Raw genomic sequence first — 26,995 nt, forward strand, 5'->3', positions numbered from 1 at the left:
CTCTGCGCGCGGTGCGGTAGAGCGCCCCCATGTCCACGACCTTCACGCTCGATACGGCGACCAGCCGCGCCAACCCCACCCCCGCGCCAATGAAGCGCCTGACCGTGCCCGCCATCCAGCGGCGCAAGTTTGAGGGAAAGACGGCAGAGCCGCTGGTGATGCTGACTGCCTATACCGCGCGGCAGGCACAATTGCTCGACCCCCATTGCGACATGCTGCTGGTCGGCGATTCGCTGGGCCAGGTGATTTACGGCCTGCCTTCGACGCTTGCCGTCACACTCGACATGATGATCGCCCACGGTGCCGCCGTCGTGCGCGGCAGCTACCATAGCGTCGTCATCGTCGACATGCCCTTCGGCAGCTACGAAGCCTCCCCGCAGCAGGCCTTTGCCAGCGCCAGCCGCATCATGTCGGAAACCGGCGCGGCAGCGGTCAAGCTGGAAGGCGGGCAGGCGATGGCGGAAACCATTGCATTCCTCAGCCAGCGCGGCATCCCGGTCATGGCGCATATCGGCCTGACGCCGCAGGCCGTGAACGCGCTGGGTGGCTATGGCGCGCGCGGCAAGAGCCAGGAGGAACATGCCAAAATCATGGCAGACGCGACTGCCGTGGCGACCGCAGGTGCCTTTGCCATGGTGCTGGAAGGGGTTATGGAGGAACTGGCCGTCGCGCTGACCGACAGCGTCGATGTGCCGGTCATCGGTATTGGTGCATCGGCCCATTGCGACGGGCAGGTGCTGGTGACGGAGGATATGCTGGGCATGTTCGAACGGGTGCCGCGCTTCGTCAAACGCTTCGACAATATCGCCCAAACCATCGCAACTGCCGCCGAACGCTACGCCGCCGATGTCCGAACACGGGCCTTTCCAACCGAAGAACAGGTGTATCGCCCCAAAAAGTGATTTGCCTGTGGCATAAGCGCCGCTATTGATCGCCGATTCCGGCAGACATTTCTGATCCATTTCTCGGAGAATCCCGTGGCCCTGACGCCGCAAAATAGCGAAGCCTTCATGCGGGAGGTGGACGAAGCCGTCCGCCAGGACCAGCTTTTGACCGTGTGGCAGCGCTATGGCCGCTGGATATTGGTCGCCGTGGTCGCCAGTCTGGCCGCTTTTGGCGGCTGGTTATATTGGCAGCATTACAGCAAGACGCAGTCGGAAGCCGTGTCGGAACAGATGGACGCCGCACTGGCGACCGCGACCGGCGGCGGCACGCCCGATGCCAGGCAACTCGACGCGCTGACGCAGGCCAGCCAACCGGGCTACCGTGCTTCGGCGCTACTGGTGAAGGCCGGCACCGCGTCGCGCAAGGGCGACGCCAAGGGCGCGATTGCCGCCTATGGCGCGATCGCCGCTGATACGAGTCTGGACCAGCCCTATCGCGATCTGGCGCTTATTCGCCAGACTGCGCTGGAATATGAAAGCCTCAAGCCCCAGCAGATCGTCGATCGGTTGAAGCCGCTGGCGATCGAGGGCGCGCCATGGTTCGGCAGCGCAGGCGAACTGGTCGCCATCGCCTATATGAAAATGGGCAAGAACGATCTGGCCGGGCCATTGTTCGCAGGCATTGCCAAGGATGAAAATGTCCCCCAGTCGATCCGTTCACGCGCGCGACAGATGGCGGGACTATTGGGAATCGACGCGGTCGAATTGCCCGCAGAGCCGGTACAGGGATGAATGAGCGGATGGTTACGCACAGCATGAAGAAAAGTGCGCCAGTGGGCCGCGCCATCACGGTCGCCATGATGCTGGCCCTGCTTGCAGGCTGCGGCATCGTCGGCGGCAAGAAGGGCGGACCCAAAACCCCGGTCGTCGGCAATCGCGTCTCGATCCTCAGCAACGAACAGGGCGTCGAAGTCGAACCGGCGCTGGCCGATGTGTCGGTCAGCCTGCCCGCGCCCTATGTCAACGAAAACTGGGCGCAACCGGGCGGTGATCCGTCCAAGGCCATGGGTCATGTCGCGCTGGGTGCTTCGCCTGCGACTGTGTGGAGCGCCTCGATCGAGGGCAGTTCACCCCAGGCGCGCCTTGCCGCGTCGCCGGTCGTGTCGGGCGGCAAGCTGTTCGTGATCGATGCAGCCGCTCACGCCATCGCGTTCGATGCAGCGAGCGGCGCCAAATTGTGGCAGACCAGCCTGCCCGCCGAAGGCAAGGGCAATGGCCGCGCGCTGTTTGGTGGTGGCGTCAGCGTGCTGGGCGACCGGCTGTTCGCCAGCACTGGCCTTGGCGACGTCTTTGCGCTCAATGCGGCAGATGGCGCGATCCTTTGGAAAAAGCATCTGGCCGGGCCGCTGCGTGGCGCGCCGACGGTGGAAAATGGCCATGTCTATGTGATGGGCCAGGACAATCAGATTTTTGCGCTCAACCAGTCCGATGGCGAAACGCAATGGACCGACAGCGGCACATTGCAGGTCACGGGTATTTTCGGCGTCGCGGCCCCTGCCGCTGCGCAGGGAACGGTGATCGCGGGCTATAGTTCGGGCGAAATCAACGCCTATCGCTACGAAAATGGTCGCACCCTGTGGGGCGACGCCCTGTCGCGCACCAGCATTTCTACGGCCGTCGCGACGCTTACCGACATTGATGCCGATCCGGTGATCGACCGTGGCCGTGTCTTTGCGATCGGTCAGGGCGGCCGCATGGCCTCCTACGAACTGACCAGCGGGCAGCGTTTGTGGGAAATCAACATTGCGGGCATCTCCACGCCGTGGGTCGTGGGCGAATGGGTGTTCGCCGTCACCAGCGATGCGCGCCTGCTCTGCGTCGCGCGCGCCACTGGCAAGATCCGCTGGGTCAGCCAGCTGCGCCGCTGGCAGAAGGAAAAGAAAAAGGACAAGGCGATCCGCTGGACCGGACCAGTGCTGGCCGGTGGTCGCCTGATTGTCGTTTCGACGCGGGGCCAGATGGTCTATGTCGATCCCACGACTGGCGCGGTACAGTCGGAAGTGGATATGGATCGTTCCATGTCGCTTTCACCGATCGTCGCCAACAACATGCTCTATGTGCTTGCCGATGACGGCAAGCTGACCGCGCTGCGTTAAGGCGCGCATTTAACAAGGATACGGGTCACATCATGCTGCCCACAGTTGCTATTGTCGGGCGGCCCAATGTGGGCAAGTCCACACTTTTTAATCGCCTGGTTGGCAAGCGACTGGCGCTGGTCGATGACCAGCCCGGCGTAACCCGCGACCGGCGGGAGGGCGAGGCGCATCTGCTTGGCCTGGATTTCATCATCGTCGATACTGCCGGTTATGAGGATGAGGACGCCAACACCTTGCCCGGCCGGATGCGGATGCAGACCGAAGCGGCCGTCGAAAATTGCGACCTTGCCCTGTTCATGATCGACGCGCGCGCTGGCATCACGCCATTGGACGAGGAAATCGCCCGCTGGCTGCGGGCGAACGATGCGCCCGTCATTCTCGTCGCCAACAAGGCAGAGGGTAAGGCCGCCGACGATGGCGTGATGGAATCCTTCAGTCTGGGCCTTGGCGAACCCATTCCCTTTTCGGCTGAGCACGGGCAGGGCATGGCCGACCTGTTCCAGGCACTACTCCCCCATCTTGAGCGCGAAGAATTCGAGCATGAGAAGGAATTTTACGAGGATGACGAGAGCGCACCGCTCAAACTCGCCATCGTCGGTCGTCCCAACGCAGGCAAATCCACGCTGATCAATCGGCTGCTGGGCGAAAACCGCCTGCTGACCGGGCCAGAAGCGGGCATTACGCGCGACAGCATTGCCGTCGACTGGATGTGGACCAACCGCGAGGGCGAAGACCGCCCCGTGCGTCTGATCGACACCGCCGGGATGCGCAAACATGCCAAGGTGCAGGACAAGCTGGAAAAGCTGGCCGTTACTGACGGCATGAACGCTGTGAACTTCGCCGAAGTGGTCGTGTTGCTGCTCGATTCCACACGCGGGCTGGAGGCGCAGGATCTGCGCATTGCAGACAAGGTGCTGGAGGAAGGGCGCGCGCTCGTCATCGCGCTGAACAAATGGGACACGGTCGAGCATGGCTCGGCCCTGTATCAAGGCATCAAGAAGGCATTGGACGACGGGTTGGCGCAGGTGCGCGGCGTGCCGATCATGACTGTGTCGGCGGCGACAGGCAAAGGGCTGGACGACCTGATCCATGTCGCGTTCGAAACCCGGACCGCCTGGTCGCAACGCGTATCCACCGGCATCCTCAACCGCTGGTTCGAAACCGCGCTGGAAGCCAACCCGCCCCCGGCACCGGGCGGCAAGCGGATCAAGCTGCGCTACATTACCCAGAACAAGACGCGCCCGCCCACCTTCGTCCTGTTCGGCACGCGACTCGACGACTTGCCCGAAAGCTATCGCCGCTATCTGGTAAATGGCATTCGCCGCGAGCTTGGCTTTGGCGCAGTGCCGGTGCGGATGACCCTGCGGAGTGCCAAAAATCCCTTTGCCAAATGAACCCAGGCCGGTTCAGGTCAACGCCAGGGGCATGAAATGTCCCTGGCCTGCCCTACGCGCGGCCAGGGCGATGCGGAATGCTGCCGCCATCATCATCGAAGCCGACGATCCGATCGCCCCGGCCGAGCTGGCGTCGCTGGCGCTCCAGCACGATTGGGATTTCGCCTTGATTGCGCCGGGGCAGTTCGCCTTGGCTCACCGAACGCCCTTATGATGCATAATCCATTTCGGTTCGCTACGCTTTAACGGCCTGTTTACATGCTGCCCCTATTTTTGGTTCGTTGGATCAGGGAGTGGCACAAGTGCCTTATCAAGAAGCCGAACTGGTAAACTGGACCGATTTCGCTCGTACCCGAGGCGAATTGGGCACGGCATTTCTCCGCATTCTGGGCTATTTCCGGGAAGATGGCGCCAAATCGATCAGCGCGATCGAAGAAGCCTTTCGCGCGCGTAACGCTGTTGCGCTGGTCACGCCTGCCCATACGCTGAAAGGCGAATCGGCGCAGTTCGGTGCCTATCGACTAAGCGCCATGGCGGAAGAAATCGAAATGGTCGCCCGTCGCTGCGTGGAAAGCCATGAAGGACCGGACGAATTGATCGAGACAGTCGTCGCCCTGCGTCCTTGTTTCACCGAAACGATGGCGCTGCTAGACCGGGATGCCAACCCGCTCGTCGCCCGCCGCCCGACCGTCTTTGGTCGCCGCACCGAAACTCCCGCGACGGGATTTGGCCGCGCCGTCTGATTTACGTCTTGAAATAAAACTGACCCTGCCCCCATATGGCGGGTATGACACGCTTTTCCCTGCTCGACCTGGTCCCCGTCCGCGGAGGCGACAGCGTCGCTTCCGCTCTTGCCAATGCAGCCGATCTGGCCGCCCATGCCGAACGGCTGGGCTATCATCGCTACTGGGTGGCGGAACATCATGGCATGGCGGGTATTGCGTCCGCCGCGACGGCCGTGGTGCTTGCCCATATCGGCCACGCCACTGCATCCATCCGCATCGGCGCAGGCGGCATCATGCTACCCAATCACGCGCCTTTGCTGATCGCCGAACAATTCGGCACGCTGGCTGCGCTGTTCCCCGGTCGTATCGACCTGGGGCTGGGGCGCGCGCCGGGATCGGATCAACGGGTAGCGCAGGCGATCCGGCGTAACCTGTCAGGTGGGTCGGACCAGTTCCCGCGCGACATCATGGAGCTTGCCGCCTATTTTGCAGGCGACGAACGATTGAATATTCAGGCTACACCGGGTGCGGGAGAAGATGTTCCGCTGTGGATCCTCGGCTCCAGCCTTTACGGCGCGCAACTGGCCGCCATGCTGGGCTTGCCCTATGCCTTCGCATCGCATTTTGCCCCGGCTGCGCTCGACGAAGCGATCGAGATATATCGTCGCGACTTTCGCCCGTCGGCACAGCTCAAATATCCCTATGTAATGGCGGGCTATAATGTCTTTGCCGCCGACGATGCGCAGGAAGCCCGGTTGCTTGCCAGTTCGATGCAGCAATCCTTCGTGCGATTGCGCACCGGCACGCCGGGTAAGCTGCAACCACCCGTCCCCGGCTATTATGAATCCCTGCCGCCACAGGCGCAGGCGATGCTGGCCGATGTACTGAGCGTATCGAGCATCGGCACCCAGGCGGACGTGGAGCGTGACCTGTCCGCCTTTCTACGCCGCACGCAAGTGGACGAGGTGATCCTCACCGGCCAGATTTTCGATCTTGAGGCCCGCAAGCGCAGCTTCGCAATTGCCATGGCAGCGGCGCAGGCCATTACCGCACCCGTCGCCGCGCTATAGTCGTCCCCCGCTCAGCATGGCGACGGCGCGCGGCGCAAGTCGGCGCAGGCCCGTGGAGATGACGATGACAGCCGCCAGCACCAGGAACGGCTGGAGCAGCAGATAGAGCGGATAGAGCGGCGTGCCCATGCGACCGAATAGCGCCCCCAGCAACGGTCCGCCCAGCCAGATCAGGATCAGGTGCGCGCAAAAAAGAAAGAAAGCGAATGGCTCGATCCGCAGCAGCAAGGCGCGCGCACCGCTGCCCGCCAGCGCCCAGGCAAGCCGCCAGAAGGCCAGCGCAGCGGCCATCCGCACGACCATATCCAACAGGTTGCGCGTCAGAACCGGCAAAGCATCACCAAAGGTGATCACGGCATAAAGCTGCACCCCGATCAAGAGGATGAATGGCGCAACGGCAATCGCCAAGGGCAAGACTACCGCCCGCTCGGCCCAGCCTTCGCGCCGGGCTATCATCCCGCCAGCGAAGAAAAAGAGGATAGACGCGCGCATCAGCAGCGGCGGTCCCACGCCCGCCACCTGCGCAACTGCGGCAGCCAGTGCAACCAGCGCAAGCCCCCATAGCGGCAATCGCACCAGCAATGGCGCGGCCACCATGCACAGGAACAGGTCGCGCAAAAACGGCATCTGCACATTGATGTCGGGATTGCGGGTCAGGACGAAAATTTCCTGCATCACCCATTCGGTCGATACAGGCACAGGTGCGGACAGGCCGACCGTCAGCGCAGCGCCCGACACCAGCAGGATGGCCAGCATGTTCCACAGCAGCATCGGCAAGAATATCGTGCGCGCCTTGCGCCCGATATGGCTGCTCCAGTCGCGTGTCCGACCAGACCCTGCCACCAGCCATCCCGATATCAGGCCCAGCAACGGCACCGCGCTGCGCCCGAAAATTTCCATCAAGCCCCAGCGCAGATTGTCCTGCGCCGTGCCGCGCAGCGCCTGCAACGCTTCGCCGTTCAGCCCGGTCCAGCCATGGACATAGACGACACCCAGAATGCAGATGACGCGGGCGATGGCGATGGCGTCAGATCGGCGCTTGTCATCGGCTTCTGACGGTTTGGGCAAGAAAACATCCTGATCGTGGCGGTGCTTCAATGCCCGACACCCGACAGTGTTCCCGCGTTCAGACCGATCCATTTCGGACCCGATGCTACCGGCTGTTAAGGGATCGGCGGCAGGATGGCTCAGGCGGGCCGCGCCGCTGCGGCAAAGCTAAGCCAATCTTTACCTGTCACGCCTATCACTGTCCTGCTTGCCGGAATTGACCCGGCATGGGGGACGAGCAGGGCCAATGACACATATGCCGGATGCGCACCAATTTTCTGCTGCCCTGGCATCGGCCCAGCCCGGCTTGCCCCAGGCTATGGGGATGGTTTTTCAGATCGCCGGATCCAGTTCCAAGGTGATGATCGACCCCGAACGCCTCGCTTTGCTGGGACAGGATGCCGACCCTTGCACCGCGATGGCAGGGCAGGTCGGCAGCCAAGTGAAGATGCGGGTCGGCACCTGCTGGCTGGTCGCCAGCGTCCGGGCGCTGACGCTGGACCAGGTGACCAAGAGCATCATCGCGGACATCGACTTTCTGGGTGAAGGGGATGAGGAGCGACTGACCGGGCGCATCTACCGTTTTCGCCGGGGTGTGACGCGCTATCCGACGCCCGGAACCGACATTTTCCCGGTGTCGGGGCGCGACATGCAGCAAATCTATGCTGCCGACGATCGGCCCAACGTCGAAATCGGCACCGTCTATCCCACCAGCGATACGCGCGCCGCACTCTATGTCGATTCGATGCTGGGCAAGCATTTCGCGCTGCTGGGTTCGACCGGCACCGGCAAATCGACCAGCGCCGCGCTGATCCTGCACCGCATCTGCGACCTGTCGCCGCAGGGGCATATCGTGATGATCGACCCGCATGGCGAATATGGCGCAGCCTTCGCCACCAATGGCGCTGTGTTCGACATCAACAATCTGGCGCTGCCCTATTGGCTGATGAATTTCGAGGAACATTGCGAAGTGTTCGTCACATCGTCCGGCTCGGAACGCACGGTCGATTGCGACATCTTGGCCAAATGCCTGCTCGCCGCGCGATCGAAGAACCGTCTGGCCGAACAGATTGGCCGCCTGACGGTCGATTCGCCGATCCCCTATCTTTTGTCGGACCTGACCAACATCCTTCAAAATGAGATGGGGAAGCTCGACAAGGGCACCAACTCGCTGCCCTATATGCGGTTGAAGACCAAGATCGAAGAGATCAAGGCCGACCCGCGTTACAGTTTCATGTTTTCGGGCATGTTGGTCGCCGACACGATGCAGGCGTTCATTGCCAAGATTTTCCGCCTGCCATCCGACGGCAAGCCGATTTCGATCATCGACGTGTCGGCTATGCCGTCCGACATCACATCGACCGTCGTGTCGGTGCTGTCGCGGCTAGTATTCGACTATGCCATCTGGGCGCGCGACGAACCGCAGCGGCCCATATTGCTCGTCTGCGAAGAAGCGCATCGCTACATTCCCAACAGCACGACCGGATCAGGCCAGGCGGTGCGCAAGATATTGGAGCGGATCGCCAAGGAAGGCCGTAAATATGGCGTGTCGCTGGGCCTGATCACACAGCGGCCGTCGGACCTTGCCGAAGGCGTGCTGTCGCAGTGCGGCACCATCATTTCCATGCGCCTGAACAACGACCGCGATCAGGCTTTCGTGCGTGCCGCCATGCCCGAAGGCGCGCGCGGTTTCCTCGATTCGATTCCAGCGCTGCGCAACCGTGAAGCGATCATCTGCGGCGAGGGTGTGGCCGTGCCTATCCGTGTGGCGCTCGACAATCTGGAAGAAAATCGTCGTCCTGCGTCCGGCGACCCCAGCTTCACCGCGCTGTGGCGTGAAGCAGGTGACGAGCATGACATATTGGACCGCACGATCACGCGCTGGCGCAATCAGGGGCGGTAACAGCCGCCCCTACCCGGTCGGTGCAATGCGTCCGGCCGGTTCGGCGTCGCTGTTCACCGATTCGCGACATTCCTCCTCATGCACCGGCACCAGCAGCTTGGCCTTGCGCCAGCCGCCATGGATATAGACGAGGAAGGCGAGCAGCAGCGAGAAGAACGACCCGACCGGGAAGCTGAACCACAGCGCATCGACGCCAATGACCGGATAGCCCAGATAATAAAAGCCGATCCGCACCACAAAGAGGGTGAACATCAGGATCAGCAGCGGTTTGACGACCACGCCATTGGCGCGCATCACCCCGAACAGGATCATGGTGCAGCCAAAGGCGATGAAGCTCCAGCTGACACGCAACTGCATGTGCCAGGCTTCGGCGATCGCGGGGCCATTGTCGCCCAGGAACAGGGCCAGCAGCGGTTCGTGAAAGACCAGCATCACCGCGACCATCGAGCCGGTGATCAGCAACTGGTAGCCGATGCCAAAGCCGGTGATGCGGCTGATCCGGTCCCACCGCCCCGCCCCGACATTCTGCGCCGCCATGGCGCTGACCGCTGCGCCCATCGCCATCGCGGGCATCTGAAGATAGGTCCATAGCTGTTGCGACGCGCCATAGGCAGCTGTCACCAGCAGCCCTTCGCGATTGACCAGACCAATCATGACGAGGCCGGACGCCGACATCACGATCATCTGCAACCCCATGGGCAGCCCTTTGCCCAGCAGCACGCGCATTTCGTCCGCAGCCGGGCGCAAAAAGGCGAGTTCCGGCCCGCGCAGCCGCAACGGCAGATCCTTGGCATAAGTGTAGAAGATCAGGGCGATCAGGCTGATGAAGCCAGCCGCCGCCGTGGCCGCTGCCGATCCGGCGATGCCCATGGCGGGGATCGGACCCAGGCCCAGGATCAGCACCGGGTTGAGGACCAGGTCGATGACCACGCTGACGATCATGAAGATGAGCGGGGTGCGTGCGTCGCCCACGCCGCGCAGGCCCATCATCATCATGACCGACAACAGGCTGGCGGGCATGGCGATGAAGATGACGCGCAGATAGACCAGCGCCATGTCGAACGCTTCGGTCGGGGTCGCCAGCATGTGCAGCAGCGCCGGGGCTCCGAGCCAGCCGATCGTGGCGACGACGATCGCCATCACCGTGCAAAAGCCGACTGCCGAGCCGAAGGCGCGGCGCGCGGCGACGATGTCTCGCCGCCCCATCGCCTGCCCGATCATTACCGTCGACGCCATGCCAAAGCCGAACACGACCGAGAACATGAGGAACATGATGATGTTGGCGTTCGCCGTCGCGGCCAGCGCCTGCGCACCCAGAAAGCGCCCGACCCAGATCGCGTTGATCGACCCGTTGAGCGACTGGAGAATGTTCGACGCCAGCGTGGGAATGGCGAACATCAGCAGGGTTGCGGCAATCGCTCCCTGTGTCAGGTCGCGCGCCTTGCCTGTTGCCGGACCTGCCATATCACCCCACTCCCCACCGCATCTCATTCCCCTGTAAGGGGATTGTCGCGCGGTTGGGAAGCTGCAATTGGCGATATGTTTATGGGGCGGATCAGCCCAGCCGGTCTAGCGCCGCCTTCAGCCGGTCTGCCTCGGCGCTCTTGTCGGCATGATCCTCCCGCGCCTTGACGACGGCTTCGGGCTTGGCCTTTTCCACGAAGCTGGGGTTGGACAGGCGACCGCCCAGCGAATCGCGTTCCTTTTCCGCAGCGGCCAGCGCCTTGGCGAGGCGAGTCTTTTCCGCTGCGATGTCGATCACGCCTTCGAGCGGCAGGATGAAGGTGGCTTCATCCACCACGATCTGCGCCGCGCCGCCTGCTGGCGGATCACCGAAGGTCAGACTTTCGACCCTGCCCAGACGCGCAAGAGCGATCCCCTGCCGGTCGAGGCGGCGATGCGTTTCTTCCGACCCGTCGCGGACCACCATCGGCAGCTTCGCGCCCGGAGGGACGTTGAGTTCGGTGCGCGTGGTGCGGATCGCGCTGACCAGCCGGATCAGCCAGTCGATTTCCGCCTGCGCTTGCGCGTCCACGGCGGCCAGTGCCTGCGGCCATTGGGCGACGATCAGTTCGCTGGCGCGGGTGCCGGTCAGGTGCCACAATTCTTCGGTGATGAAGGGCATGAAGGGGTGGAGCATCACCAATATCTGGTCGAACGCCCAGCCCGCCACGGCGCGGGTTTCCGCATCCATCGCGCCTTTGGTGAGTTCGATATACCAGTCGCAAAACTGGTCCCAGACGAAATGATAGATGGCGTTCGAGGCTGCATCGAAGCGCAGTTCGGCGAGCGCGATGTCGATCGCCTGCACGGCTGCCACTGTTTCGGCGATGATCCAGCGGTTGACCGGCAGTATCGCGGCGGGGGCTTCATGGCTGGTGGAGGCTGTGACGCCGTTCGACTGGAGGAAGCGGGCGGCGTTCCACAGTTTGGTGGCGAAGTTGCGGTATCCCTCGACTCGCTTCTCATCCATCTTCACGTCGCGGCCCTGGCTTTCCATCGCCGCCATGAAGAAGCGCAGCGCGTCCGCGCCGAACTTGTCGATCAGGCCGAGCGGATCGACCACATTGCCCTTGGACTTGGACATTTTCTGGCCGTCGGCGGCGCGGACGAGCCCGTGGAGATAGAGTTTGCGCCATGGGACATCGCCCATGAACTCCATGCCCTGCATCGCCATCCGCGCATCCCAGAAGAACAGGATGTCGAAACCGGAGATCAGCAAATCGTTGGGATAATGGCGTGACAACTTCTCGCTCTGTTCCGGCCAGCCCAGCGTGCCGAACGGCCAGAGCGCGGAGGAGAACCAGGTGTCGAGGACGTCCGGGTCGCGCACCAGCGCCTTGTTACCGGCCAGCGCTTGCGCTTCGGCTTCGGTTTCAGCGACATAAGGCGTGCCATCTTCATCGAACCAAGCCGGGATCTGATGGCCCCACCAAAGCTGGCGGGAGACGCACCAGGGCTGGATATTTTCCATCCAGTTGAAGAAGGTCTTTTCCCATGTCTTGGGGACGATTTCGATCCGGCCGTCGCGAACCGCCTGCATCGGTGCCTGTGCCAGCTTGGCGGCGTCGACATACCATTGGTCGGTCAGCCAGGGTTCGATGACCACGCCGGAGCGGTCGCCATAGGGGGTCTGGATGGTGCGCGGTTCGAAGTCGGCGGCGACTTCCTCACCCTCCTTGTTTTTCGTGACATGGGGGACCAGCAGGCCCAGCGCCTTCATTTCTGCGACCACGGCTTCGCGCGCGCCGTCCACGCCATCGCGCTTGAAGCGGTGGAGGCCAAGGAAGCGGTCTGGGATCAGGCCGTCGGCGGTCTGGACGACATTGGCGTCGGCGTCGAACATGTTGAGCATGTCGGCGGCCTTAGAGCCTGCGCGCTTGCCGACTTCGAAATCGTTGAAGTCGTGGCCGGGCGTGATCTTGACCGCGCCGGACCCCAGTTCCGGGTCGGCATGATCGTCCGCGACGATAGGGATACGGCGTCCGGTAATCGGCAAAATGATATGCTTGCCGATGACGTCCTTATAGCGGGAATCCTCAGCATTTACAGCGATTGCCATGTCGGCCAGCATCGTTTCCGGGCGCGTTGTGGCGACAACGACATGGACAGTGCCATCACTTAATTGCGCGCCGTCTGCCAGCGGGTAGCGGAAGTGCCAGAAGCCGCCCTTCGTCTCCTTCGTTTCGACCTCCAGATCGGAAATGGCGGAGCGGAAATGGGGATCCCAGTTCACGAGCCGCTTGTCGCGGTAGAGCAGGCCGCGCTGGTGCAGTTCCACGAAGGTCTTGACGACGGCCTTGGAAAAGCCTTCGTCCATGGTGAAGCGTTCGTTGGCCCAGTCCATCGAGCAGCCCAGCCGTCGCAACTGGCCAGTGATGGTGCCGCCGCTTTGCGCTTTCCAGTCCCAAACTTTCGTTACGAAGTCGTTACGACTATAGTCGGTGCGTTTCTGCCCCGCTGCGTTCAATTGCCGTTCGACCACCATCTGCGTCGCGATGCCCGCATGGTCGGTGCCGACCACCCACAGCGCATCCTTGCCGCGCAACCGTTCGTAGCGGATCATGATGTCCTGCAACGTATTGTCGAGCGCATGGCCGATGTGCAGGCTGCCCGTCACATTGGGCGGGGGGTTGACGATGGTATAGGGCTGGGCATCCGGCCGTTCGGGGCGGAACAGGCCGCGTTCTTCCCAATGGGCGTACCAGCGGGCTTCGATATCGGCGGGGTCGAATGTTTTGGGCAGATCGGTCATGCCCGCGCTTTAACGACCTGCGCGCGAAGATCAAATAGGGCGCTTCCTATGAAAATCCGCGAAAGGGCGGATTTTGCAGTCCGCACCGGCCCTCTCCCCCACCCGGCCTCCCACAGAATATCCTGAACGGGAGGCCAGGTGGGGAGAGGGCCGGTGCGGCGTAACAGGTTTAGCGCGCAGTGATACGCGCGATTTCCTTGGCGACCATGTCCTCGACCAGAGCGGGCAGGCGCGCGTCGAGCCATTCCTTGAGCATCGGTTTCAACATCGCGCGGACCAGACCGTCGAGCGTATTGTCACCGCCATCCTGCGGCGTGACCAGCATGGACGACAGCGCGGACAGGGAATGGCGTGCGGCGACTTCGCTTTCGACCGACAGGATCGAATCCTCCGCCGCGACGGCAGCGACGGGCTTTGCCTTGGGGGCAGCTTTGGGCGCAGGCACGGCTTCCTCCAGCGGGATTTCGTCGGTCAGTTCCAGCACTTCTTCGACCGGCGTAAAGGTCGGCGCGAAGGACGCTTCGGCCTTGGGCGCGGGTTCGGCGCGGCCGCGACGCGGGGCGGCCTGCATCGCTTCCTCGCCCTCTTCGGCGATGATCCGTTTGATGGAGGAGAGAATTTCCTCCATCGACGGTTCCTTGGTCATGTCGCCCACCAACGCCCCCTGAAATTTCGTCCTGAATTTGGCGCTGCAAATACAGCCCGTTAGGGCCGCTGTGCCGCATCGGGACTCACATTGGCGTTTTGTGGCAATGTGTCAACGGTGCGCGTCGCCAACGGCATGGGCGCGGCATCATAGTCCCAGTCGAACCATTTGCCCTTCACCCGGCCATAATTGACCGTGGGATCGTAGAGCGTGCCGCTTTCCAGCCCCAGATCGTCCGCCTGCGCATGGCCCATGGCCGCGAGCAGGCTGAACCCGGCGACATAGGCGTTGCGCCGCACGGTAACGAGTTGCACCCGCGCCCGGAGCGCTTCCTGCTCGGCGTCGAGAATGTCGAGGATCGTGCGGCTGCCGACCGAATTTTCCGCCCGCACACCTTCCAGCGACAGGCCGGACGCATCGACGGCTTTCTGGTTCGATTCGATCGCGTTGAGCGATGCCTGCCAACTGGCAAAAGCGCTGCGCGTCTGGGCAATGACGCCACGTTCGACTTCGATCTGCTGTTCCATCGCCTGCGATTCCTGCGCCTGGCGCTGGCGCACCTGCGCGGCAGGACGACCGCCCTGATAGAGCGGGATCGCCAGTGTAGCCCCTACCGCTGCCTGCTTGTTGGCGGCAATGTCGCTGTCCATATAATCGGTATAGCTGCCCTGGGTGAAGCCGGACAGGGTCGGCAGGCTACCGGCCTTTGCAACCTTCACATCGTAACGGGCCGCTTCCCGCGCCTTTTGCGCAGACAGGATATCGGGATTGTCGGCCAGGGCGACCTGCACGGCGGCTTCGGGTGTTTCGGGCAGGCCCGGCAATATCGGCGGCGCTTCCAGATTGTCGGGCGCCTCACCCACCAGCGCGATGTAATTTTCGCGGCTGGCGATCAGGTTCGCCTGCGCATTCTGCAAATCGGACTGCGCCAGGGCGAGGCGCGATTGCGATTGCGCAACGTCGGTGCGGGTCAGGTCGCCGACTTCGAACCGGTCATTGCTGGCCTGAAGGTTCGTGTTCAGCACGTTGATATTCGCCAGGTTGAGCGAAACGATCGCACTGTCGCGGATGACATCCATATAGGCGCCGACCACTTGCGAGAAAATGCTGGCTTCGGTGCCGCGCAAATTGGCCTGCCCCGCTTCCACGCGGGTTTTCGCCGCCTTCACCCCGTCGCGCACCGCCCCACCCTGGTAGATAGGCACGTCGATGCTGACGCTGGCGCTGGCCGAACGATGGGGGGCCAGGAAGCTGTTGGACGGTCGGACCACCAGTTCCTGAAACTGCGCCTGCGACTGGACAGAGGGCCGCCCCGATGCCTTTTGAATCGGCACATTTTCATCGGTCGCGCGCTGCCCCGCCCGTGCGCCGGTCAGCGTCGGGTTGGAGGCATAAGCCTTGGCCAGTGCGCCTTGCAGCGTTTCGGCCATGGCCGGATTCGCCAGCCCGGAAGTCAGCAACAGCAAGGCCGTAGCGGTGGTCCGCCGAAAAGAAAGTCGCTTTGCTGTCATGATCCCCGTCTCAAAAAACGAACCGCTCCGGCGCGGCAAAGCCCGGCAACACTATCATTTCGATGTCGGCCAGGCTGGAAAGGCCCAGCACGCCCGCCACGGCACGGCCGCTGCACAGGCGCGTGACACCCCGTTCGACGATACCCGTCACTACCCGTCCCCCATCGACAAGCTGCTGAACGAGCGTGGCGGGGACTTCCTCCACCGCGCCGTCGATGAACAAAAGATCATAGGGGGCGCCATCGGGCGATCCGGCGTTCAGTGGCCCACGCACTATGGTCGTGGCAGCGAAATCAGGCCCGCCTTCTTCCTCGACCGCTATGACCTGCGCGCCCAGCGCAGTCAGCAGCGCAGCGCTGTAGCCCGTGGCCGCACCGATCAACAGCACCTTGTCGCCCGGCGCAACCTGCGCCTCCGTCAACAGGCGGCCGACTACCAGCGGCGGATTGAGCGCGCGACCACCGCCGAGCGGAACGGGACGGTCGATATAGGCCATGGCGCGGCGTTCGACCGGCACATAATCCTCACGCGGCAGCTTCGCCATCGCGGCGATCACGCGCACGTCGTCCACGTCGCTGGTGCGCAGCTGGCTTTCGACCATGGCGGTCCGCATCGAAGAAAAATTCTGCTCGGTCACGATAGTTTCTCGCTTGGTCCAGTGGGCTTGGCACAACTGTATTGGCAATGCAATACAGCAAGGGGATCATCGGTTCTCTAAATCAGCGCACGCCCCGCGCCAAGCGGCTTTGCGCGCCATGGGACGAGATTCTTGTGGCGGGGCGTGTTGCACCGCTTGACTTTGCCATCGAAGGCGCACATTTGCGGCGTCCACCGCATGGATGGCCCGATGGCGGAGTGGTGACGTAGAGGACTGCAAATCCTCGCACGCCGGTTCGATTCCGGCTCGGGCCTCCAACTTCTTCCTTCTCGACTTGTCACGCCGCTCCCGTTTAAGAGGGGCGGCATGATGAAACTGTTTATCGGCAACAAAGCCTATTCGAGCTGGTCGCTGCGTGGCTGGCTGGCGTGCAAATTGTCCGGCCTGCCGTTCGAGGAGGTGGTCGTTCCCCTCTATGACGAAGCGTGGGAGAAGCGGCGCGAGGGCGACGAGTTCGCGCCATCGTCGGGCAAGGTGCCGATATTGTGGGACGGCGACGACATCGTCGTGTGGGACAGCCTGGCCATCGTCGAATATCTCAATGAGAAAACCGATGGCGACCTGTTCTGGCCGACCGATCCGGCGGCGCGGGCGATGGCGCGATCCATGGCGGCGGAAATGCACAGCAGCTTTGCCGCGCTGCGCCGCGAGCATAGCATGAACATACGCCAGATATACGATGCGGTGCCGCCGTCCGACGCAGTAGCGCAGGATCTGGCACGGCTGATGCAGCTATGGGCGCAGGCGCGCGCGCGCCACGGCGGCGAGGGCGAGTTTCTGTTCGGCGCGTTCGGCGCGGCGGACGTGATGTTCGCGCCGGTGGTGACGCGGTTGATCACGTATCAATTGCCGGTCGCACGCTTTGCCGAAAGCTATATGCGCGCGATCATCGCCCATCCATGGATGCAGGAGTGGATCGGCGGGGCGCAGGCGGAAGATTGGGTGATCGACAGGTTCGAAGTGCCGCCGAAAGTGGCGTGAGACGATGAGCGACGCACCGGACACCCCCGAAATGCCCAAGGAAGCACGCGCGGCTGAGGCCGCCGCGATCCGCCGTCGCTGGATAAGCCTGGGCGAAATGCTGGCTGTGCTGGCGGTCGGCATTTCTGCGCTGACGCTCTATCTCAACTGGTCGGACAAGCAGGACGAGCGCGCGTACAAGGCCAGCCAAAGCCGGTCGGCGTCGGCGCGCGCCGCCAAGCTGGTGCTGAACGCGAAGGCCGATGGCGACGACCGGCTGTTGCTGACACCCGCCGCGCCCGACCAGATCGTGCAGAGCCAGACCATTATTTTTCCCGGTGCGCTGGGCGTCGCGCCGGTTTCCACGACGGGCCAGCCACGGATCGAGGCGGGCTGGTTCGAAAGCGCACTCAAGCGAGCGCGGGAGAAGGCAAAGCTGCCCGATAATAGCGTAGGGGACGAGAAGCTGCCGGTCGTCATCACCACGCGCTTCGTGGTGAATGGCGAAGCGCGGGAGGACAATGCGGTCTATGACATTGGTTATGGCATAGCGGGTCGCTGGCTGGCCGGGCATGATGTGACGCTGCGTGGATTGTCGCTGGTGACGCGGGATGTCGGCAAGGTGCCAGTCGCGCGAATCGATGCGCGCTGGTCGGCGGTGGTTGCGATACGCAAATGATCGGGGCATGAAAAAACCCGGCCCCTTATGCAAGGACCGGGCTGTTTCGGCGCGAGAGGATCGCGGCTTTAGCCGACGATTTCTTCCGGCTTGAAGAAATAGGCGATTTCGGTCGCGGCATTTTCTTCGCTGTCCGAACCATGGACCGAATTGGCTTCAATCGATTCGGCCAGTTCCTTGCGGATCGTACCGGCGTCGGCATTGGCGGGGTTGGTGGCACCCATGATGTCGCGGTTGCGCTGCACGGCGTTTTCGCCTTCCAGCACCTGGACGACGACCGGGCCGGAAATCATGAAGGCGACGAGATCGGCGAAGAAGGGGCGTTCCTTGTGGACGCCATAAAAGCCTTCGGCCTGTTCGCGGCTCATGCGGATACGCTTGGAAGCGACGACGCGCAGGCCAGCTTCCTCCAGCATCTTGGTGACGGCGCCGGTCAGGTTGCGACGAGTCGCGTCGGGCTTGATGATCGAAAAAGTGCGCGTGACGGCCATGGCCCTCGGTACTCCAGATTGTGGGAAATGCTGGCCGCGCCTTTAGACGGGGCCGTGCTGCGCCGCAAGAGGCGTGTTTGCTATGGTCCCTGCACCCATTTGCGGCAGTCCTGCCGCCAGAAGCGCGGTTCCACGCCATCGCGCTTCGACAATGCACGCCAACTGGTCCGTGCGCCGTCGATCGTGTCAGCGTCGAAGAAGTAGAAGGCGCGGTCGAAGGTCAGCGCCTCTTCGCGCCACAGGCCATCGGCCAGCGCAATATGACGCGCGCCGTTGGCAGCGTGGCAGGAAGCGGTGAGCAGGATCGGCTGATGCCCCTCTCCTTCCTCCCCCACGCGACCATGCGCCAGAAAGCTGTCGGGCGGGCCATTCCACAGGCCGGTGGAAATCCGGTCCAGCCGGTCGGGTTCGTCCGCCACCACCAGCAGGCGCGCGCCCAGCGCCAGGATGCGCGCCGCAATGGCGGGCAGCACCTGGTCGACCGGATCACGGCTCAGCTGATAGAAATCGACCTGCATCAGGCCTCGAACTTGTCCGCGACGAACTGATCGAGCAGGCGCACGCCATAGCCGGTCGCGCCCTTTTCGAATGTCGCGCCCGGCTTGTCGGACCAGACCATGCCCGCAATGTCGAGATGCGCCCATTTGACGCCTTCGTCGACGAAGCGCTTGATGAACTGCGCCGCCGTGATCGACCCGGCATAGCGGCCACCGATATTCTTCATGTCGGCGATCGGGCTGTCGATTAGCTTGTTATAGGCGTCGGACAGGGGGAAGCGCCACAGCGGTTCGCCGCTGGCCTTGCCCGCTGCGGTCAGATCGTCCGACAGGCCGTCATCGTTGGAGAACAGCCCGGCATATTGATCGCCCAGCGAAACGAGGATCGCGCCGGTCAGCGTCGCCAGATCGACGATGGTATCGGGCGCATAGGTTTTCTGCGCCCATGTCAGCACGTCGCATAGCACCAGACGCCCTTCGGCATCAGTGTTGATGACTTCGATGGTCTGGCCCGACATGGATGTCACGATATCGCCGGGACGCTGCGCATTGCCGTCGGGCATGTTTTCGACAAGGCCGCAAATGCCCACGACATGGGCCTTGGCCTTACGCCCCGCCAGCGCCTTGATCGCGCCCGCGACCGCGCCTGCGCCGCCCATGTCCCACTTCATGTCCTCCATGCCAGCGGCGGGCTTGATGGAAATGCCGCCAGTGTCGAACGTCACACCCTTGCCCACCAGAACGAGCGGCTTTTGCGACGTGCTATCCGTGCCGTCCCATTCCAGCGCCAGCAGACGCGCTTCGCGGACCGAACCCTGCGCCACGCCGAGCAGCGCGCCCATGCCGAGATCTTCCATCGCCGCGCGGTCCAGCACGGTGATCTTGACGCCAAGATCGGCCAGATGCTGGCAGCGTTCCACGAAGGTTTCAGGGTAGATGATGTTGGCCGGTTCCGACACCAGTTCGCGGGTCAGCGCCACGCCGTCGGCGACGGCGGCCAGCTTTTCCCATGCCGCGCCCGCATCCGCCGACACGATCGTCACCTGCGCCAGCGTGGGTTTGGCCTTTTCGGGCTGGCGCGTGCGATAAGTGTCGATCCGCCAGCTGCGCAATTTTGCGCCCAGCGCGAGACGGGCCGTGCCCTGTGCGCTGACGCCGCCGACACATTCGACTGCTGCATGTGTTGCGCCGCTGGTCAGCAGTTTCGCCACCAGGCCACCGCCTGCCCGTTCCATATCGGCGTCGCTGCCCGTGCCGGTGCCAAGCAGAACGACGCGCACGACCTTCCCGCCTTCGTCCGCGAAACTTTCAAAGCAGCTTCCCGCCTCACCACCAAAGCGCGCAGCGTTGGCGCCCGCCACCAGCGTTGCGGACGCCGCGATCGGCAGGCTGTCCACCGCGCCCTTGCCCATGGCAAAGACCAGCGTGTCGGTGTCGGGACGGGTCGGGCTGATTGCGATATCCATTGATGGACCTTTTCTTCTGTCTGGTGCCTATGGCTGGCGTTACCTGCCAAATAGTGCGCCTTGCCCCGTCTGGCAAAGGCGTTCGACCGATTTCACGGAAAAGAGCGCAGCGCAGCGATTGCGGCGCGGGCCAAGCGGTGCGATAGGCAGCATATATGCGCCCCTTCGACAGGCTCGATCTTTTGCCCAACCCCCTGTTTCCCCGTTTCCTTCGTCCCGCGCTGCTGATCGGCTGCGCCCTGCCTTGCCTGGCGATTGCATCGCCGGTCCTGGCACAGCAGCTTAACGAGCCGCAGACGCCGATCAGCGCGCCCGATGCGCCCATGCCCCAGAGCGCGGACCAGATCGGCTTTTCCGCCGATGCGCTGCAATATGACAGCAACAGCGAAATCGTGACCGCCAGCGGCGCGGTGCAACTGTTGCGCGACGGCAACCGGCTGCGCGCCGACCGGATCGTGTGGAACCGCACGTCGGGCAAGGTCGAAGCGATCGGCAATGTGTCGGTCACCGATCCTGAAGGCAATATCGCCTATGGCGATCGGTTCGACGTGACCGATACGCTGAAGGATGGCGTGGTCGACAACATGCTGCTGGTGCTGCAATCGGGCGGGCGGCTGGCCGCGAACCAGGGCACGCGCGTCAATGGCGTCTATACGCTCAACCGCGCGGCCTATACTGGCTGCGCGGTCGAGGACAGCGCCGGTTGCCCCAAAGAACCGACCTGGCAGATCAACGCGGTCAAGGTCGTTTACGATCCGGTGCGCGAACGGGTCAGCTACACCAACGCCAATATCGAACTGTTCGGGCTGCCGCTCATCCCCCTGCCCGGCCTGTCGCACCCGGTGGGCGAAGGCGGCAGCAGCGGACTGTTGATGCCCAATCTGCGTTATGACCGGACCAACGGGTTCGAAATTGCAGTCCCCTATTATTTCAAGCTGGCGCCCAATCGGGACGTCACGGTCACCCCGCATGTTTTCACCAACAGCCTGCCGATGCTGGAAGCGAATTTCCGCCATCTCTATGATCGCGGCGCGTACCAGATTACGGGCTTTGCCACCTATGGCAGCCGCGTGGCGACCAGCGATGCTGCAACCGGCACCACGCCTGCCGCTTCGCAAAAGGATCTGCGCGGCTATCTGGACGCCAGCGGCGGATTGCAGCTGACGCCGGAATGGAGCGTCGACGGATCGATTCGCGTGGCCAGCGACCGCACCTTCCTGCGCCGGTACGACATCAGCCGCGACGATCGGCTGCGTTCCACATTGGGCGTCCAGCGCATTGGCGAGGACAGCTATTTCTCGCTGCGCGGCTGGGCCGTGCAGACATTGCGCGCGGGTGATTCGCAGGGGCAGACGCCAATCGCCCTGCCCGTCATCGACTATCGCCTGCGCGTGAAAGACCCCGTGCTGGGCGGCGTGTTACAGTTGCAGGCCAATACGCTTGCCATCACCCGCACCCATGGGCAGGATACGCAACGCGCCTTTGCCGGTGCCGAATGGAATTTGCGCACGCTGACCGGCCTGGGCCAGGAAGTGACCTTTACCGGCTATCTGCGTGGCGATGTCTATCATAGCAGCGACAATGCGCAGACATCGACCGTCAGTTACAGGGGCCAGCCCGGCTGGCAGGCGCGCGGCATCGCGGCGGCGGCGGTAGACGTGCGCTGGCCGTTCATGGGCGAGGCATTTGGCGGGGTGCAGCGAATCGCGCCGCGCATCCAGATCGTCGCGTCGCCCAAACTCGCCAACCTGTCATTGCCCAATGAAGATGCGCGTGCGGTCGATATGGAGGACAGCAATCTTTTCGCGCTCAACCGCTTCGCAGGCTATGATCGGTTCGAGGATTCGACCCGTATCACCTATGGCCTGGAATATAGCCTGGCCCTGCCCGACTTCTCGCTCCAGAGCATCGTGGGCCAAAGCTATCGCCTCAACAGCCGCACCAGCATATTGCCCGATGGCACCGGCCTGTCGGACCGCACGTCCGACATCGTGGGCCGCACCACCGTGCGTTACAAGGATTTCGTCAGCCTGACGCATCGGTTCCGGCTGGACAAGGACCATCTGTCGGTCCGCCGGAACGAAATAGACGCGACGATCGGCAGCAAGGCCACCTATGCGATGGTCGGCTATCTGCGGCTCAACCGCAACGCGCTGACCGCGCTGGAGGATTTGCAGGATCGGGAGGAAGTCCGGCTGGGCGGGCGCATCCAGTTCGCGCGATTCTGGTCCGTGTTCGGTTCGACTGTGGTCGACCTGACCGATGCCAATGAATCTCCGCTCAGCGTAGCGGACGGTTATGAACCCGTGCGCCATCGGCTCGGCATCGCCTATGAAGATGACTGCCTGACGTTGGGCATCACATGGCGGCGCGACTATCAGGCCAATGGCGACGCGCGAAAGGGCAACGGTTTCCAGCTACGGCTAGCTTTCCGTAATATTGGCATATAAGGATCAGCCTCCCTTTCCCTCGTCAGGGCTGGTTAAGGCGGGCCGGCGCATCACGCGCCGACCGTATTGGAGATATTTGCCGACGATGCTGCCTGTCGTTTCCCCGTCCCACCGCATGATCCCGGCCGCCCGTTCGGCGCTGCGCACATTGTTCCTGTCCTCCGCCCTGATCGGCGTGGGCGTGCAGGGCGTCGCCGCGCAGACGGTCGATGACACTGGCGGCGTATCCAGCCAGCAGCTTAACCTGCCCAAGGATGTCACCATTTTTGGCAAGAGCGATCCCAATATTCGCAAGGCGACGGCGATCGTCAATGGCCGGATCATCACCGGCACTGACGTGGACCAGCGTCTGGCGCTGATCATCACCGCCAATGGCGGCAAGGTGGAAGCGGAGGAAAAGGAACGGCTGCGCGTGCAGGTGCTGCGCAACCTGATCGACGAAACGCTCCAGATTCAGGAAGCCGCCGCCAACGACATCAAGGTCGATCCGGCCGAAGTGCAGCAAAGCTATGAACGGGTGGCTGCCAATTTCCGCCAGTCGCCGCCCCAGTTCGAGGCCTATCTGCGCACGCAGGGCAGTTCGTCGGCCAGCATCAAGCGCCAGATCGAGGGCGAATTGGCTTGGAGCCGCCTGCAACGGCGCAACATCCAGCCTTTCGTCAATGTGTCGGAAGATGAAGTGAAGTCGGTGGTCGATCGACTGAACGCCGCCAAGGGTACAGACGAATATCGGATCGGTGAAATCTACCTTTCTGCGACACCGGAAAACCGGGCGCAAATCGTCGCCAATGCGCGCAACATCATCGAACAGATTCAAAAGGGCGGCAGCTTTCCGGCCTATGCCCGGCAATTTTCCGAAGCATCGACGGCAGCGGTCGGCGGCGACCTGGGCTGGGTACGCCCGGCGCAGTTACCGCCGGAACTGGCGCAGGCTGCAACTGATATGCAGGTCGGCCAAATCGCCGGTCCCATCGAAGTCGCAGGGGGCGTGTCGCTGCTCTACGTCATGGACAAGCGCAAGGTTCTGACTGCCGATCCGCGCGATTCGCTGCTCAGCCTCAAGCAATTGTCAGTGATATTCCCCAAAGGCACGACCAAGGAGCAGGCCAGCGCCAAAGCCGCGACTTTTGCCGCCGCGATCAAGGAAATCAAGGGTTGCGGTCAGGCCAATGAGGTCGGCGCGAAGATCGGGGCCGACGTGGTCGACAACGACAATGTGAAGGTGCGCGACCTGCCGCCGCAGTTGCAGGACATCCTGCTCAATATCCAGGTTGGCCAGACCACACCGCCCTTCGGTTCCATCACCGATGGCGTGCGCGTATTGGTGGTGTGCGGGCGTGACGATCCGACGTCGGCTAATGCGCCCGATGCCCAGCAGATTCAGGCGCAGCTGGAAGAAGAACGGGTCAACAAGCGCGCGCGCATCTATCTGCGCGACCTTCGGCGTGATGCGGTCATCGAATATAACTGAGCCTGCGCCTCTCGCGCCCTTTGCGGTGCCGTTGGGCGATCCCGCCGGGATCGGGCCGGAAATCGTCGCCAAGGCGTGGGTGATGCGCGAGGCGCGCAGCCTGCCGCCCTTTTTCGCGGTTGGTGATATGGCGTCGCTGCGCGCGGTCTGGCTCGGCCCGATCGCGCCGATCCGTTCGCCGGAGGAAGCGCCTGCCCTGTTTGGCAAGGCGCTGCCGTGCCTGCACATCGGGCAGGCCGGTGACATCGTGCCGGGCAGCCCCAGCATCGACGGCGCGCGGACGGCGTTCGAGGCGTTGGAAACTGCCGTCGGCCTCACGCGGTCGGGATCGTCGGGTGCTATCGTCACCGCGCCGGTAGGCAAGGAACAGCTTTACGGCGTGGGCTTCACCCATCCGGGGCAGACCGAATTCATCGCCGAACGATGCGGCGTGGCCCCGCATAATGCCGTGATGATGCTGGCCGGACCGTCATTGAAAGTCGTGCCGATCACTATTCACATAGCGCTGGCGGACGTCCCCACCGCGCTGACCATCGACTTGATCCGCGCGCGAGCGACCATTACCGCCAAGGGTTTGCAGCGCAATTTCGGCATCGCCCGCCCCCGGTTGGCAGTCGCGGGGCTGAACCCCCATGCCGGGGAAAATGGCGCGCTGGGCCGGGAGGAAATCGACGTGATCCGCCCTGCCATCGCCATATTGCGCGACGAAGGGTTGGACATTGTAGGACCGTTGGCCGCCGACGGCATGTTCCACGCGCGCGCGCGGGAAACCTATGACGCGGCGCTGTGCATGTATCATGATCAGGCGCTGATCCCGATCAAGACGCTGAATTTCGATGAGGGCGTCAACATCACGCTGGGCCTGCCGATCGTGCGGACGTCCCCGGACCATGGCACAGCGTTCGGCATCGCCGGAACCGACAGCGCCAATCCGGGCGCGATGATCGCCGCGATCCGCATGGCCGAAGCAGCGGCGCGTGGCCGGATGGCTCATGCGCATGGGCCAACGCATGAATAGCCGCCCTGCGCTGCCCCCCTTACGCGAAGTGATCGCCACCCACGGGCTGGCGGCAAGCAAAGCGCTGGGGCAGAATTTCCTGCTGGACGAGCAGTTGCTAGACCGGATCGCCGCCATTCCCGGCCCGTTGCAAGATGCAGCGGCGTTCGAGGTCGGCCCTGGTCCCGGCGGGCTGACGCGGGCGATTTTGCGCGCAGGGGCGCGGCTGGTCGCGGTGGAGCGGGATCGCCGCTGCCTGCCTGCGCTGGCCGAGCTGGAACTGGCCTTTCCCGGCCAGTTGCGCACCATTTCGGGCGATGCGATGGCGGTCGATGCGCGCGCCGAAGCAGGCGATGGCGCGCATGTCATTGCCAACCTGCCCTATAATGTCGGCACGCCCCTGCTGATTGGCTGGCTGTCGGCCGACTGGTCGCCGCTGCCCTGGTGGTCGAGCCTGACGCTGATGTTCCAGATGGAAGTGGCCGAACGCATCGTCGCGCAGGTGGGCAGCAATCATTATGGTCGGCTGGCGATATTGTCCCAATGGCGCAGCGACGCGCGGATCGCGATGAAGGTCCACCGCAGCGCCTTCACGCCACCGCCCAAGGTCATGTCGGCGGTGGTCCACCTGACGCCCAAGCCCGCGCCCGAAGGCGTGCAGATCAAATATCTAGAGCGGCTGACGGCTGCTGCGTTCGGGCAGCGCCGCAAGATGCTGCGCCAAAGTCTGAAGGGACTGCCCGGTGCGCTCGACGCGCTGGAGGTCATCGGCATCGACCCGCAAAGGCGCGCAGAGACGGTCAGCGTCGAGGAATTCGTCGCTGTGGCGCGAGTGCTGGGCAGTTAAGACCCGTTCCGGTTCAGAAAATGCCGACTGCGCCCTGCGCCCAGATGATCAGAACGACCGCTGCAATCAGCATGATGACCATGATCCGGCGATCGGGCCTGCCCACGGTGCGAACCGCCCATTCATAAGCGACGCCACCGCCAGCCAACAGCACCGCCGCAGCGAGAAAATCGCTGCCGGTCCAGGCCACGTCGCGGGTGAACTGCATCGCGATGAGCGGTAGCAGCAGAATCGCGGCGATGCCGGACCACAAGGGCCAGGATAGCGGCCTGCGCGTTGATGCCGTCGTCATCATCTATCCTTTTGGCGGTCAGGGGGTTTCGGTCGGCTTGGCCTTGGGATCTGGAACGGCATCCTTGGTAGTCATAGCGACGACCGGCGGGCCTTTCTGGATCGCGGCGGACAGCTTCCCGACCGGCGCACAATCGGCCTTGCACAGCTTTTGCGCCTGCACCAGCACCTCTTTGGCCTTCGCGACTGCGCCCTTTTCCACCATTGCTTCACCCTGCCCGGCCAAGGCGGCAACGTCGGTCGGGTCGAGCAGCAGCGCTTCCTTGTAAAGGCGGATCGCCTTGCCTTGCAGCCCCTGCGCGCGGGCGACTTCAGCGAGATGGACATAGGCAGCGCGATTGCGCGGGTCGAGCGCAAGCGCGCTTTCCAACGCATCGGTCGCGCCGGTCAGATTGCCAGCCTGCTGCGCGGCTTCGCCCGCCTTTTGCCATTCGACCGATTGCGGGCTGATCTGGCTGTCGGGGCGCTGGCTCTGGCCCATGCTCGACACGGTGGTCAGCAGGGCGGCAAGCGCGATCGAGGCGGGGGTAAAACGCATGATAGTCTCCAGCCATGTTTCAGGCGATGTTTCAGGCACAGATTTTGGCCAAGTCTCGC

General features: G+C 63.3%; 25 protein-coding genes and 1 tRNA gene. 15 read left to right on the forward strand and 11 right to left on the reverse strand.

The genetic code is table 11. The features are described 5' to 3' along the window. Positions 1 to 29 precede the first annotated feature (29 nt). From panB to SPBM01_RS09605, 7 genes are all read left to right on the forward strand, one after another. Entirely contained in the window at positions 30 to 902 is an 873-nt protein-coding gene (gene panB, locus SPBM01_RS09575; RefSeq protein WP_188065275.1) for a 3-methyl-2-oxobutanoate hydroxymethyltransferase, read from the forward strand. A gap of 75 nt (positions 903 to 977) precedes the next feature. Then, on the forward strand, positions 978 to 1,676 hold the full coding sequence (locus tag SPBM01_RS09580; RefSeq protein ID WP_188065276.1) for a tetratricopeptide repeat protein: 699 nt from the start codon (positions 978 to 980) through the stop codon (positions 1,674 to 1,676). Positions 1,677 to 1,684: 8 nt separating this feature from the next. After that, positions 1,685 to 3,040 carry a PQQ-like beta-propeller repeat protein gene (locus SPBM01_RS09585; RefSeq protein WP_188065277.1) on the forward strand — a complete coding sequence of 452 codons (1,356 nt, stop codon included), beginning with the start codon at positions 1,685 to 1,687 and terminating at the stop codon, positions 3,038 to 3,040. A gap of 32 nt (positions 3,041 to 3,072) precedes the next feature. Further along, the gene (gene der, locus SPBM01_RS09590) at positions 3,073 to 4,434 is read left to right on the forward strand and encodes a ribosome biogenesis GTPase Der (protein WP_188065278.1); all 1,362 of its coding nucleotides are present in this window, start codon (positions 3,073 to 3,075) and stop codon (positions 4,432 to 4,434) included. Between the two features lie 70 nt (positions 4,435 to 4,504). Continuing rightward, the gene (locus SPBM01_RS09595; RefSeq protein WP_410483033.1) at positions 4,505 to 4,648 is read left to right on the forward strand and encodes a hypothetical protein; all 144 of its coding nucleotides are present in this window, start codon (positions 4,505 to 4,507) and stop codon (positions 4,646 to 4,648) included. 88 nt (positions 4,649 to 4,736) lie between these two features. Then, the gene (locus tag SPBM01_RS09600) at positions 4,737 to 5,177 is read left to right on the forward strand and encodes an Hpt domain-containing protein (protein WP_188065280.1); all 441 of its coding nucleotides are present in this window, start codon (positions 4,737 to 4,739) and stop codon (positions 5,175 to 5,177) included. Between the two features lie 44 nt (positions 5,178 to 5,221). Continuing rightward, positions 5,222 to 6,229, forward strand: a complete 1,008-nt coding sequence (locus SPBM01_RS09605; RefSeq protein ID WP_188065281.1) for an LLM class flavin-dependent oxidoreductase — start codon at positions 5,222 to 5,224, stop codon at positions 6,227 to 6,229. Here SPBM01_RS09605 and SPBM01_RS09610 read toward each other — a convergent pair. Beyond that, positions 6,224 to 7,297 carry an acyltransferase family protein gene (locus SPBM01_RS09610; RefSeq protein ID WP_262504379.1) on the reverse strand — a complete coding sequence of 358 codons (1,074 nt, stop codon included), beginning with the start codon at positions 7,295 to 7,297 and terminating at the stop codon, positions 6,224 to 6,226. The genes SPBM01_RS09605 and SPBM01_RS09610 overlap by 6 nt on opposite strands. 226 nt (positions 7,298 to 7,523) lie before the next feature. Here SPBM01_RS09610 and SPBM01_RS09615 point away from each other — a divergent pair, with 226 nt between their 5' ends. Beyond that, a complete protein-coding gene (locus tag SPBM01_RS09615) occupies positions 7,524 to 9,179 on the forward strand; it encodes an ATP-binding protein (RefSeq protein ID WP_188065283.1) in 1,656 nt (551 codons plus the stop codon). 9 nt (positions 9,180 to 9,188) lie between these two features. Here SPBM01_RS09615 and SPBM01_RS09620 read toward each other — a convergent pair whose 3' ends face one another. The 5 genes from SPBM01_RS09620 to SPBM01_RS09640 form a co-directional block, all read right to left on the reverse strand. Continuing rightward, a complete protein-coding gene (locus SPBM01_RS09620; protein WP_188065284.1) occupies positions 9,189 to 10,643 on the reverse strand; it encodes an MATE family efflux transporter in 1,455 nt (484 codons plus the stop codon). Between the two features lie 91 nt (positions 10,644 to 10,734). After that, on the reverse strand, positions 10,735 to 13,434 hold the full coding sequence (locus SPBM01_RS09625) for a valine--tRNA ligase (RefSeq protein WP_188065285.1): 2,700 nt from the start codon (positions 13,432 to 13,434) through the stop codon (positions 10,735 to 10,737). Between the two features lie 169 nt (positions 13,435 to 13,603). Then, positions 13,604 to 14,089: a DUF2497 domain-containing protein gene (locus SPBM01_RS09630; protein WP_188065286.1), complete on the reverse strand. Its 486-nt coding sequence runs from the start codon at positions 14,087 to 14,089 to the stop codon at positions 13,604 to 13,606. Positions 14,090 to 14,139: 50 nt separating this feature from the next. Beyond that, complete coding sequence (locus SPBM01_RS09635) at positions 14,140 to 15,591, reverse strand: TolC family outer membrane protein (protein WP_410483034.1); 1,452 nt, start codon at positions 15,589 to 15,591, stop codon at positions 14,140 to 14,142. Between the two features lie 10 nt (positions 15,592 to 15,601). After that, complete coding sequence (locus SPBM01_RS09640; protein WP_188065287.1) at positions 15,602 to 16,228, reverse strand: protein-L-isoaspartate O-methyltransferase family protein; 627 nt, start codon at positions 16,226 to 16,228, stop codon at positions 15,602 to 15,604. Positions 16,229 to 16,432: 204 nt separating this feature from the next. Between SPBM01_RS09640 and SPBM01_RS09645 the strand changes: the two genes are divergently transcribed. From SPBM01_RS09645 to SPBM01_RS09655, 3 genes are all read left to right on the forward strand, one after another. Next, positions 16,433 to 16,506 (forward strand) — tRNA-Cys (locus SPBM01_RS09645). Positions 16,507 to 16,555: 49 nt separating this feature from the next. Beyond that, entirely contained in the window at positions 16,556 to 17,230 is a 675-nt protein-coding gene (locus SPBM01_RS09650; RefSeq protein WP_188065288.1) for a glutathione S-transferase family protein, read from the forward strand. Positions 17,231 to 17,234: 4 nt separating this feature from the next. After that, complete coding sequence (locus SPBM01_RS09655) at positions 17,235 to 17,888, forward strand: hypothetical protein (protein ID WP_188065289.1); 654 nt, start codon at positions 17,235 to 17,237, stop codon at positions 17,886 to 17,888. A 68-nt stretch (positions 17,889 to 17,956) separates the two neighbouring features. Here the strand turns inward: SPBM01_RS09655 and ndk are convergent, their stop codons facing one another. From ndk to SPBM01_RS09670, 3 genes are all read right to left on the reverse strand, one after another. Further along, positions 17,957 to 18,379, reverse strand: coding sequence for a nucleoside-diphosphate kinase (gene ndk / locus SPBM01_RS09660; protein WP_037475709.1), 423 nt, complete (start codon positions 18,377 to 18,379; stop codon positions 17,957 to 17,959). An 80-nt stretch (positions 18,380 to 18,459) separates the two neighbouring features. Then, a complete protein-coding gene (locus tag SPBM01_RS09665; RefSeq protein WP_188065290.1) occupies positions 18,460 to 18,897 on the reverse strand; it encodes a DNA polymerase III subunit chi in 438 nt (145 codons plus the stop codon). Next, positions 18,897 to 20,342 (reverse strand): leucyl aminopeptidase, encoded by a 1,446-nt coding sequence (locus tag SPBM01_RS09670; protein ID WP_188065291.1) that lies wholly within the window; start codon positions 20,340 to 20,342, stop codon positions 18,897 to 18,899. Before SPBM01_RS09670 ends, SPBM01_RS09665 begins: the two co-directional genes overlap by 1 nt. A gap of 155 nt (positions 20,343 to 20,497) precedes the next feature. Here SPBM01_RS09670 and SPBM01_RS09675 point away from each other — a divergent pair, with 155 nt between their 5' ends. The 4 genes from SPBM01_RS09675 to rsmA all read left to right on the forward strand — a co-directional run bounded on the left by SPBM01_RS09675 (position 20,498) and on the right by rsmA (position 26,107). Beyond that, complete coding sequence (locus SPBM01_RS09675) at positions 20,498 to 22,792, forward strand: LPS-assembly protein LptD (protein WP_188065292.1); 2,295 nt, start codon at positions 20,498 to 20,500, stop codon at positions 22,790 to 22,792. An 85-nt stretch (positions 22,793 to 22,877) separates the two neighbouring features. Continuing rightward, positions 22,878 to 24,263, forward strand: a complete 1,386-nt coding sequence (locus SPBM01_RS09680) for a peptidylprolyl isomerase (protein ID WP_188065293.1) — start codon at positions 22,878 to 22,880, stop codon at positions 24,261 to 24,263. Then, on the forward strand, positions 24,241 to 25,281 hold the full coding sequence (gene pdxA, locus SPBM01_RS09685) for a 4-hydroxythreonine-4-phosphate dehydrogenase PdxA (protein WP_188065294.1): 1,041 nt from the start codon (positions 24,241 to 24,243) through the stop codon (positions 25,279 to 25,281). The genes SPBM01_RS09680 and pdxA overlap by 23 nt, the downstream gene beginning before the upstream one ends. Continuing rightward, positions 25,274 to 26,107 (forward strand): 16S rRNA (adenine(1518)-N(6)/adenine(1519)-N(6))-dimethyltransferase RsmA, encoded by an 834-nt coding sequence (gene rsmA, locus SPBM01_RS09690; RefSeq protein WP_188065295.1) that lies wholly within the window; start codon positions 25,274 to 25,276, stop codon positions 26,105 to 26,107. The genes pdxA and rsmA overlap by 8 nt, the downstream gene beginning before the upstream one ends. A 13-nt stretch (positions 26,108 to 26,120) precedes the next feature. Here rsmA and SPBM01_RS09695 read toward each other — a convergent pair whose 3' ends face one another. Continuing rightward, complete coding sequence (locus SPBM01_RS09695) at positions 26,121 to 26,402, reverse strand: hypothetical protein (protein ID WP_188065296.1); 282 nt, start codon at positions 26,400 to 26,402, stop codon at positions 26,121 to 26,123. 15 nt (positions 26,403 to 26,417) lie between these two features. Then, positions 26,418 to 26,936, reverse strand: coding sequence for a tetratricopeptide repeat protein (locus SPBM01_RS09700; protein WP_188065297.1), 519 nt, complete (start codon positions 26,934 to 26,936; stop codon positions 26,418 to 26,420). Positions 26,937 to 26,995: the final 59 nt, after the last annotated feature.

Origin of the sequence: Sphingobium sp. KCTC 72723 (assembly GCF_014280435.1) — a bacterium.
Lineage (GTDB): Bacteria > Pseudomonadota > Alphaproteobacteria > Sphingomonadales > Sphingomonadaceae > Sphingobium.

Excerpts from the sequence above, each read along its gene's own strand:
- panB (WP_188065275.1), top strand. The coding sequence starts at position 30 with ATGTCCACGACCTTCACGCTCGATACGGCGACCAGCCGCGCCAACCCC.
- SPBM01_RS09585 (WP_188065277.1), top strand. The coding sequence starts at position 1,685 with ATGGTTACGCACAGCATGAAGAAAAGTGCGCCAGTGGGCCGCGCCATC.
- der (WP_188065278.1), top strand. The coding sequence starts at position 3,073 with ATGCTGCCCACAGTTGCTATTGTCGGGCGGCCCAATGTGGGCAAGTCC.
- SPBM01_RS09595 (WP_410483033.1), top strand. The coding sequence starts at position 4,505 with ATGCGGAATGCTGCCGCCATCATCATCGAAGCCGACGATCCGATCGCC.
- SPBM01_RS09605 (WP_188065281.1), top strand. The coding sequence starts at position 5,222 with ATGACACGCTTTTCCCTGCTCGACCTGGTCCCCGTCCGCGGAGGCGAC.
- SPBM01_RS09615 (WP_188065283.1), top strand. The coding sequence starts at position 7,524 with ATGACACATATGCCGGATGCGCACCAATTTTCTGCTGCCCTGGCATCG.
- SPBM01_RS09620 (WP_188065284.1), bottom strand. The coding sequence starts at position 10,643 with ATGGCAGGTCCGGCAACAGGCAAGGCGCGCGACCTGACACAGGGAGCG.
- SPBM01_RS09625 (WP_188065285.1), bottom strand. The coding sequence starts at position 13,434 with ATGACCGATCTGCCCAAAACATTCGACCCCGCCGATATCGAAGCCCGC.
- SPBM01_RS09635 (WP_410483034.1), bottom strand. The coding sequence starts at position 15,591 with ATGACAGCAAAGCGACTTTCTTTTCGGCGGACCACCGCTACGGCCTTG.
- SPBM01_RS09650 (WP_188065288.1), top strand. The coding sequence starts at position 16,556 with ATGATGAAACTGTTTATCGGCAACAAAGCCTATTCGAGCTGGTCGCTG.
- SPBM01_RS09655 (WP_188065289.1), top strand. The coding sequence starts at position 17,235 with ATGAGCGACGCACCGGACACCCCCGAAATGCCCAAGGAAGCACGCGCG.
- ndk (WP_037475709.1), bottom strand. The coding sequence starts at position 18,379 with ATGGCCGTCACGCGCACTTTTTCGATCATCAAGCCCGACGCGACTCGT.
- SPBM01_RS09665 (WP_188065290.1), bottom strand. The coding sequence starts at position 18,897 with ATGCAGGTCGATTTCTATCAGCTGAGCCGTGATCCGGTCGACCAGGTG.
- SPBM01_RS09670 (WP_188065291.1), bottom strand. The coding sequence starts at position 20,342 with ATGGATATCGCAATCAGCCCGACCCGTCCCGACACCGACACGCTGGTC.
- SPBM01_RS09675 (WP_188065292.1), top strand. The coding sequence starts at position 20,498 with ATGCGCCCCTTCGACAGGCTCGATCTTTTGCCCAACCCCCTGTTTCCC.
- SPBM01_RS09680 (WP_188065293.1), top strand. The coding sequence starts at position 22,878 with ATGCTGCCTGTCGTTTCCCCGTCCCACCGCATGATCCCGGCCGCCCGT.
- pdxA (WP_188065294.1), top strand. The coding sequence starts at position 24,241 with ATGCGGTCATCGAATATAACTGAGCCTGCGCCTCTCGCGCCCTTTGCG.
- rsmA (WP_188065295.1), top strand. The coding sequence starts at position 25,274 with ATGAATAGCCGCCCTGCGCTGCCCCCCTTACGCGAAGTGATCGCCACC.
- SPBM01_RS09695 (WP_188065296.1), bottom strand. The coding sequence starts at position 26,402 with ATGATGACGACGGCATCAACGCGCAGGCCGCTATCCTGGCCCTTGTGG.
- SPBM01_RS09700 (WP_188065297.1), bottom strand. The coding sequence starts at position 26,936 with ATGCGTTTTACCCCCGCCTCGATCGCGCTTGCCGCCCTGCTGACCACC.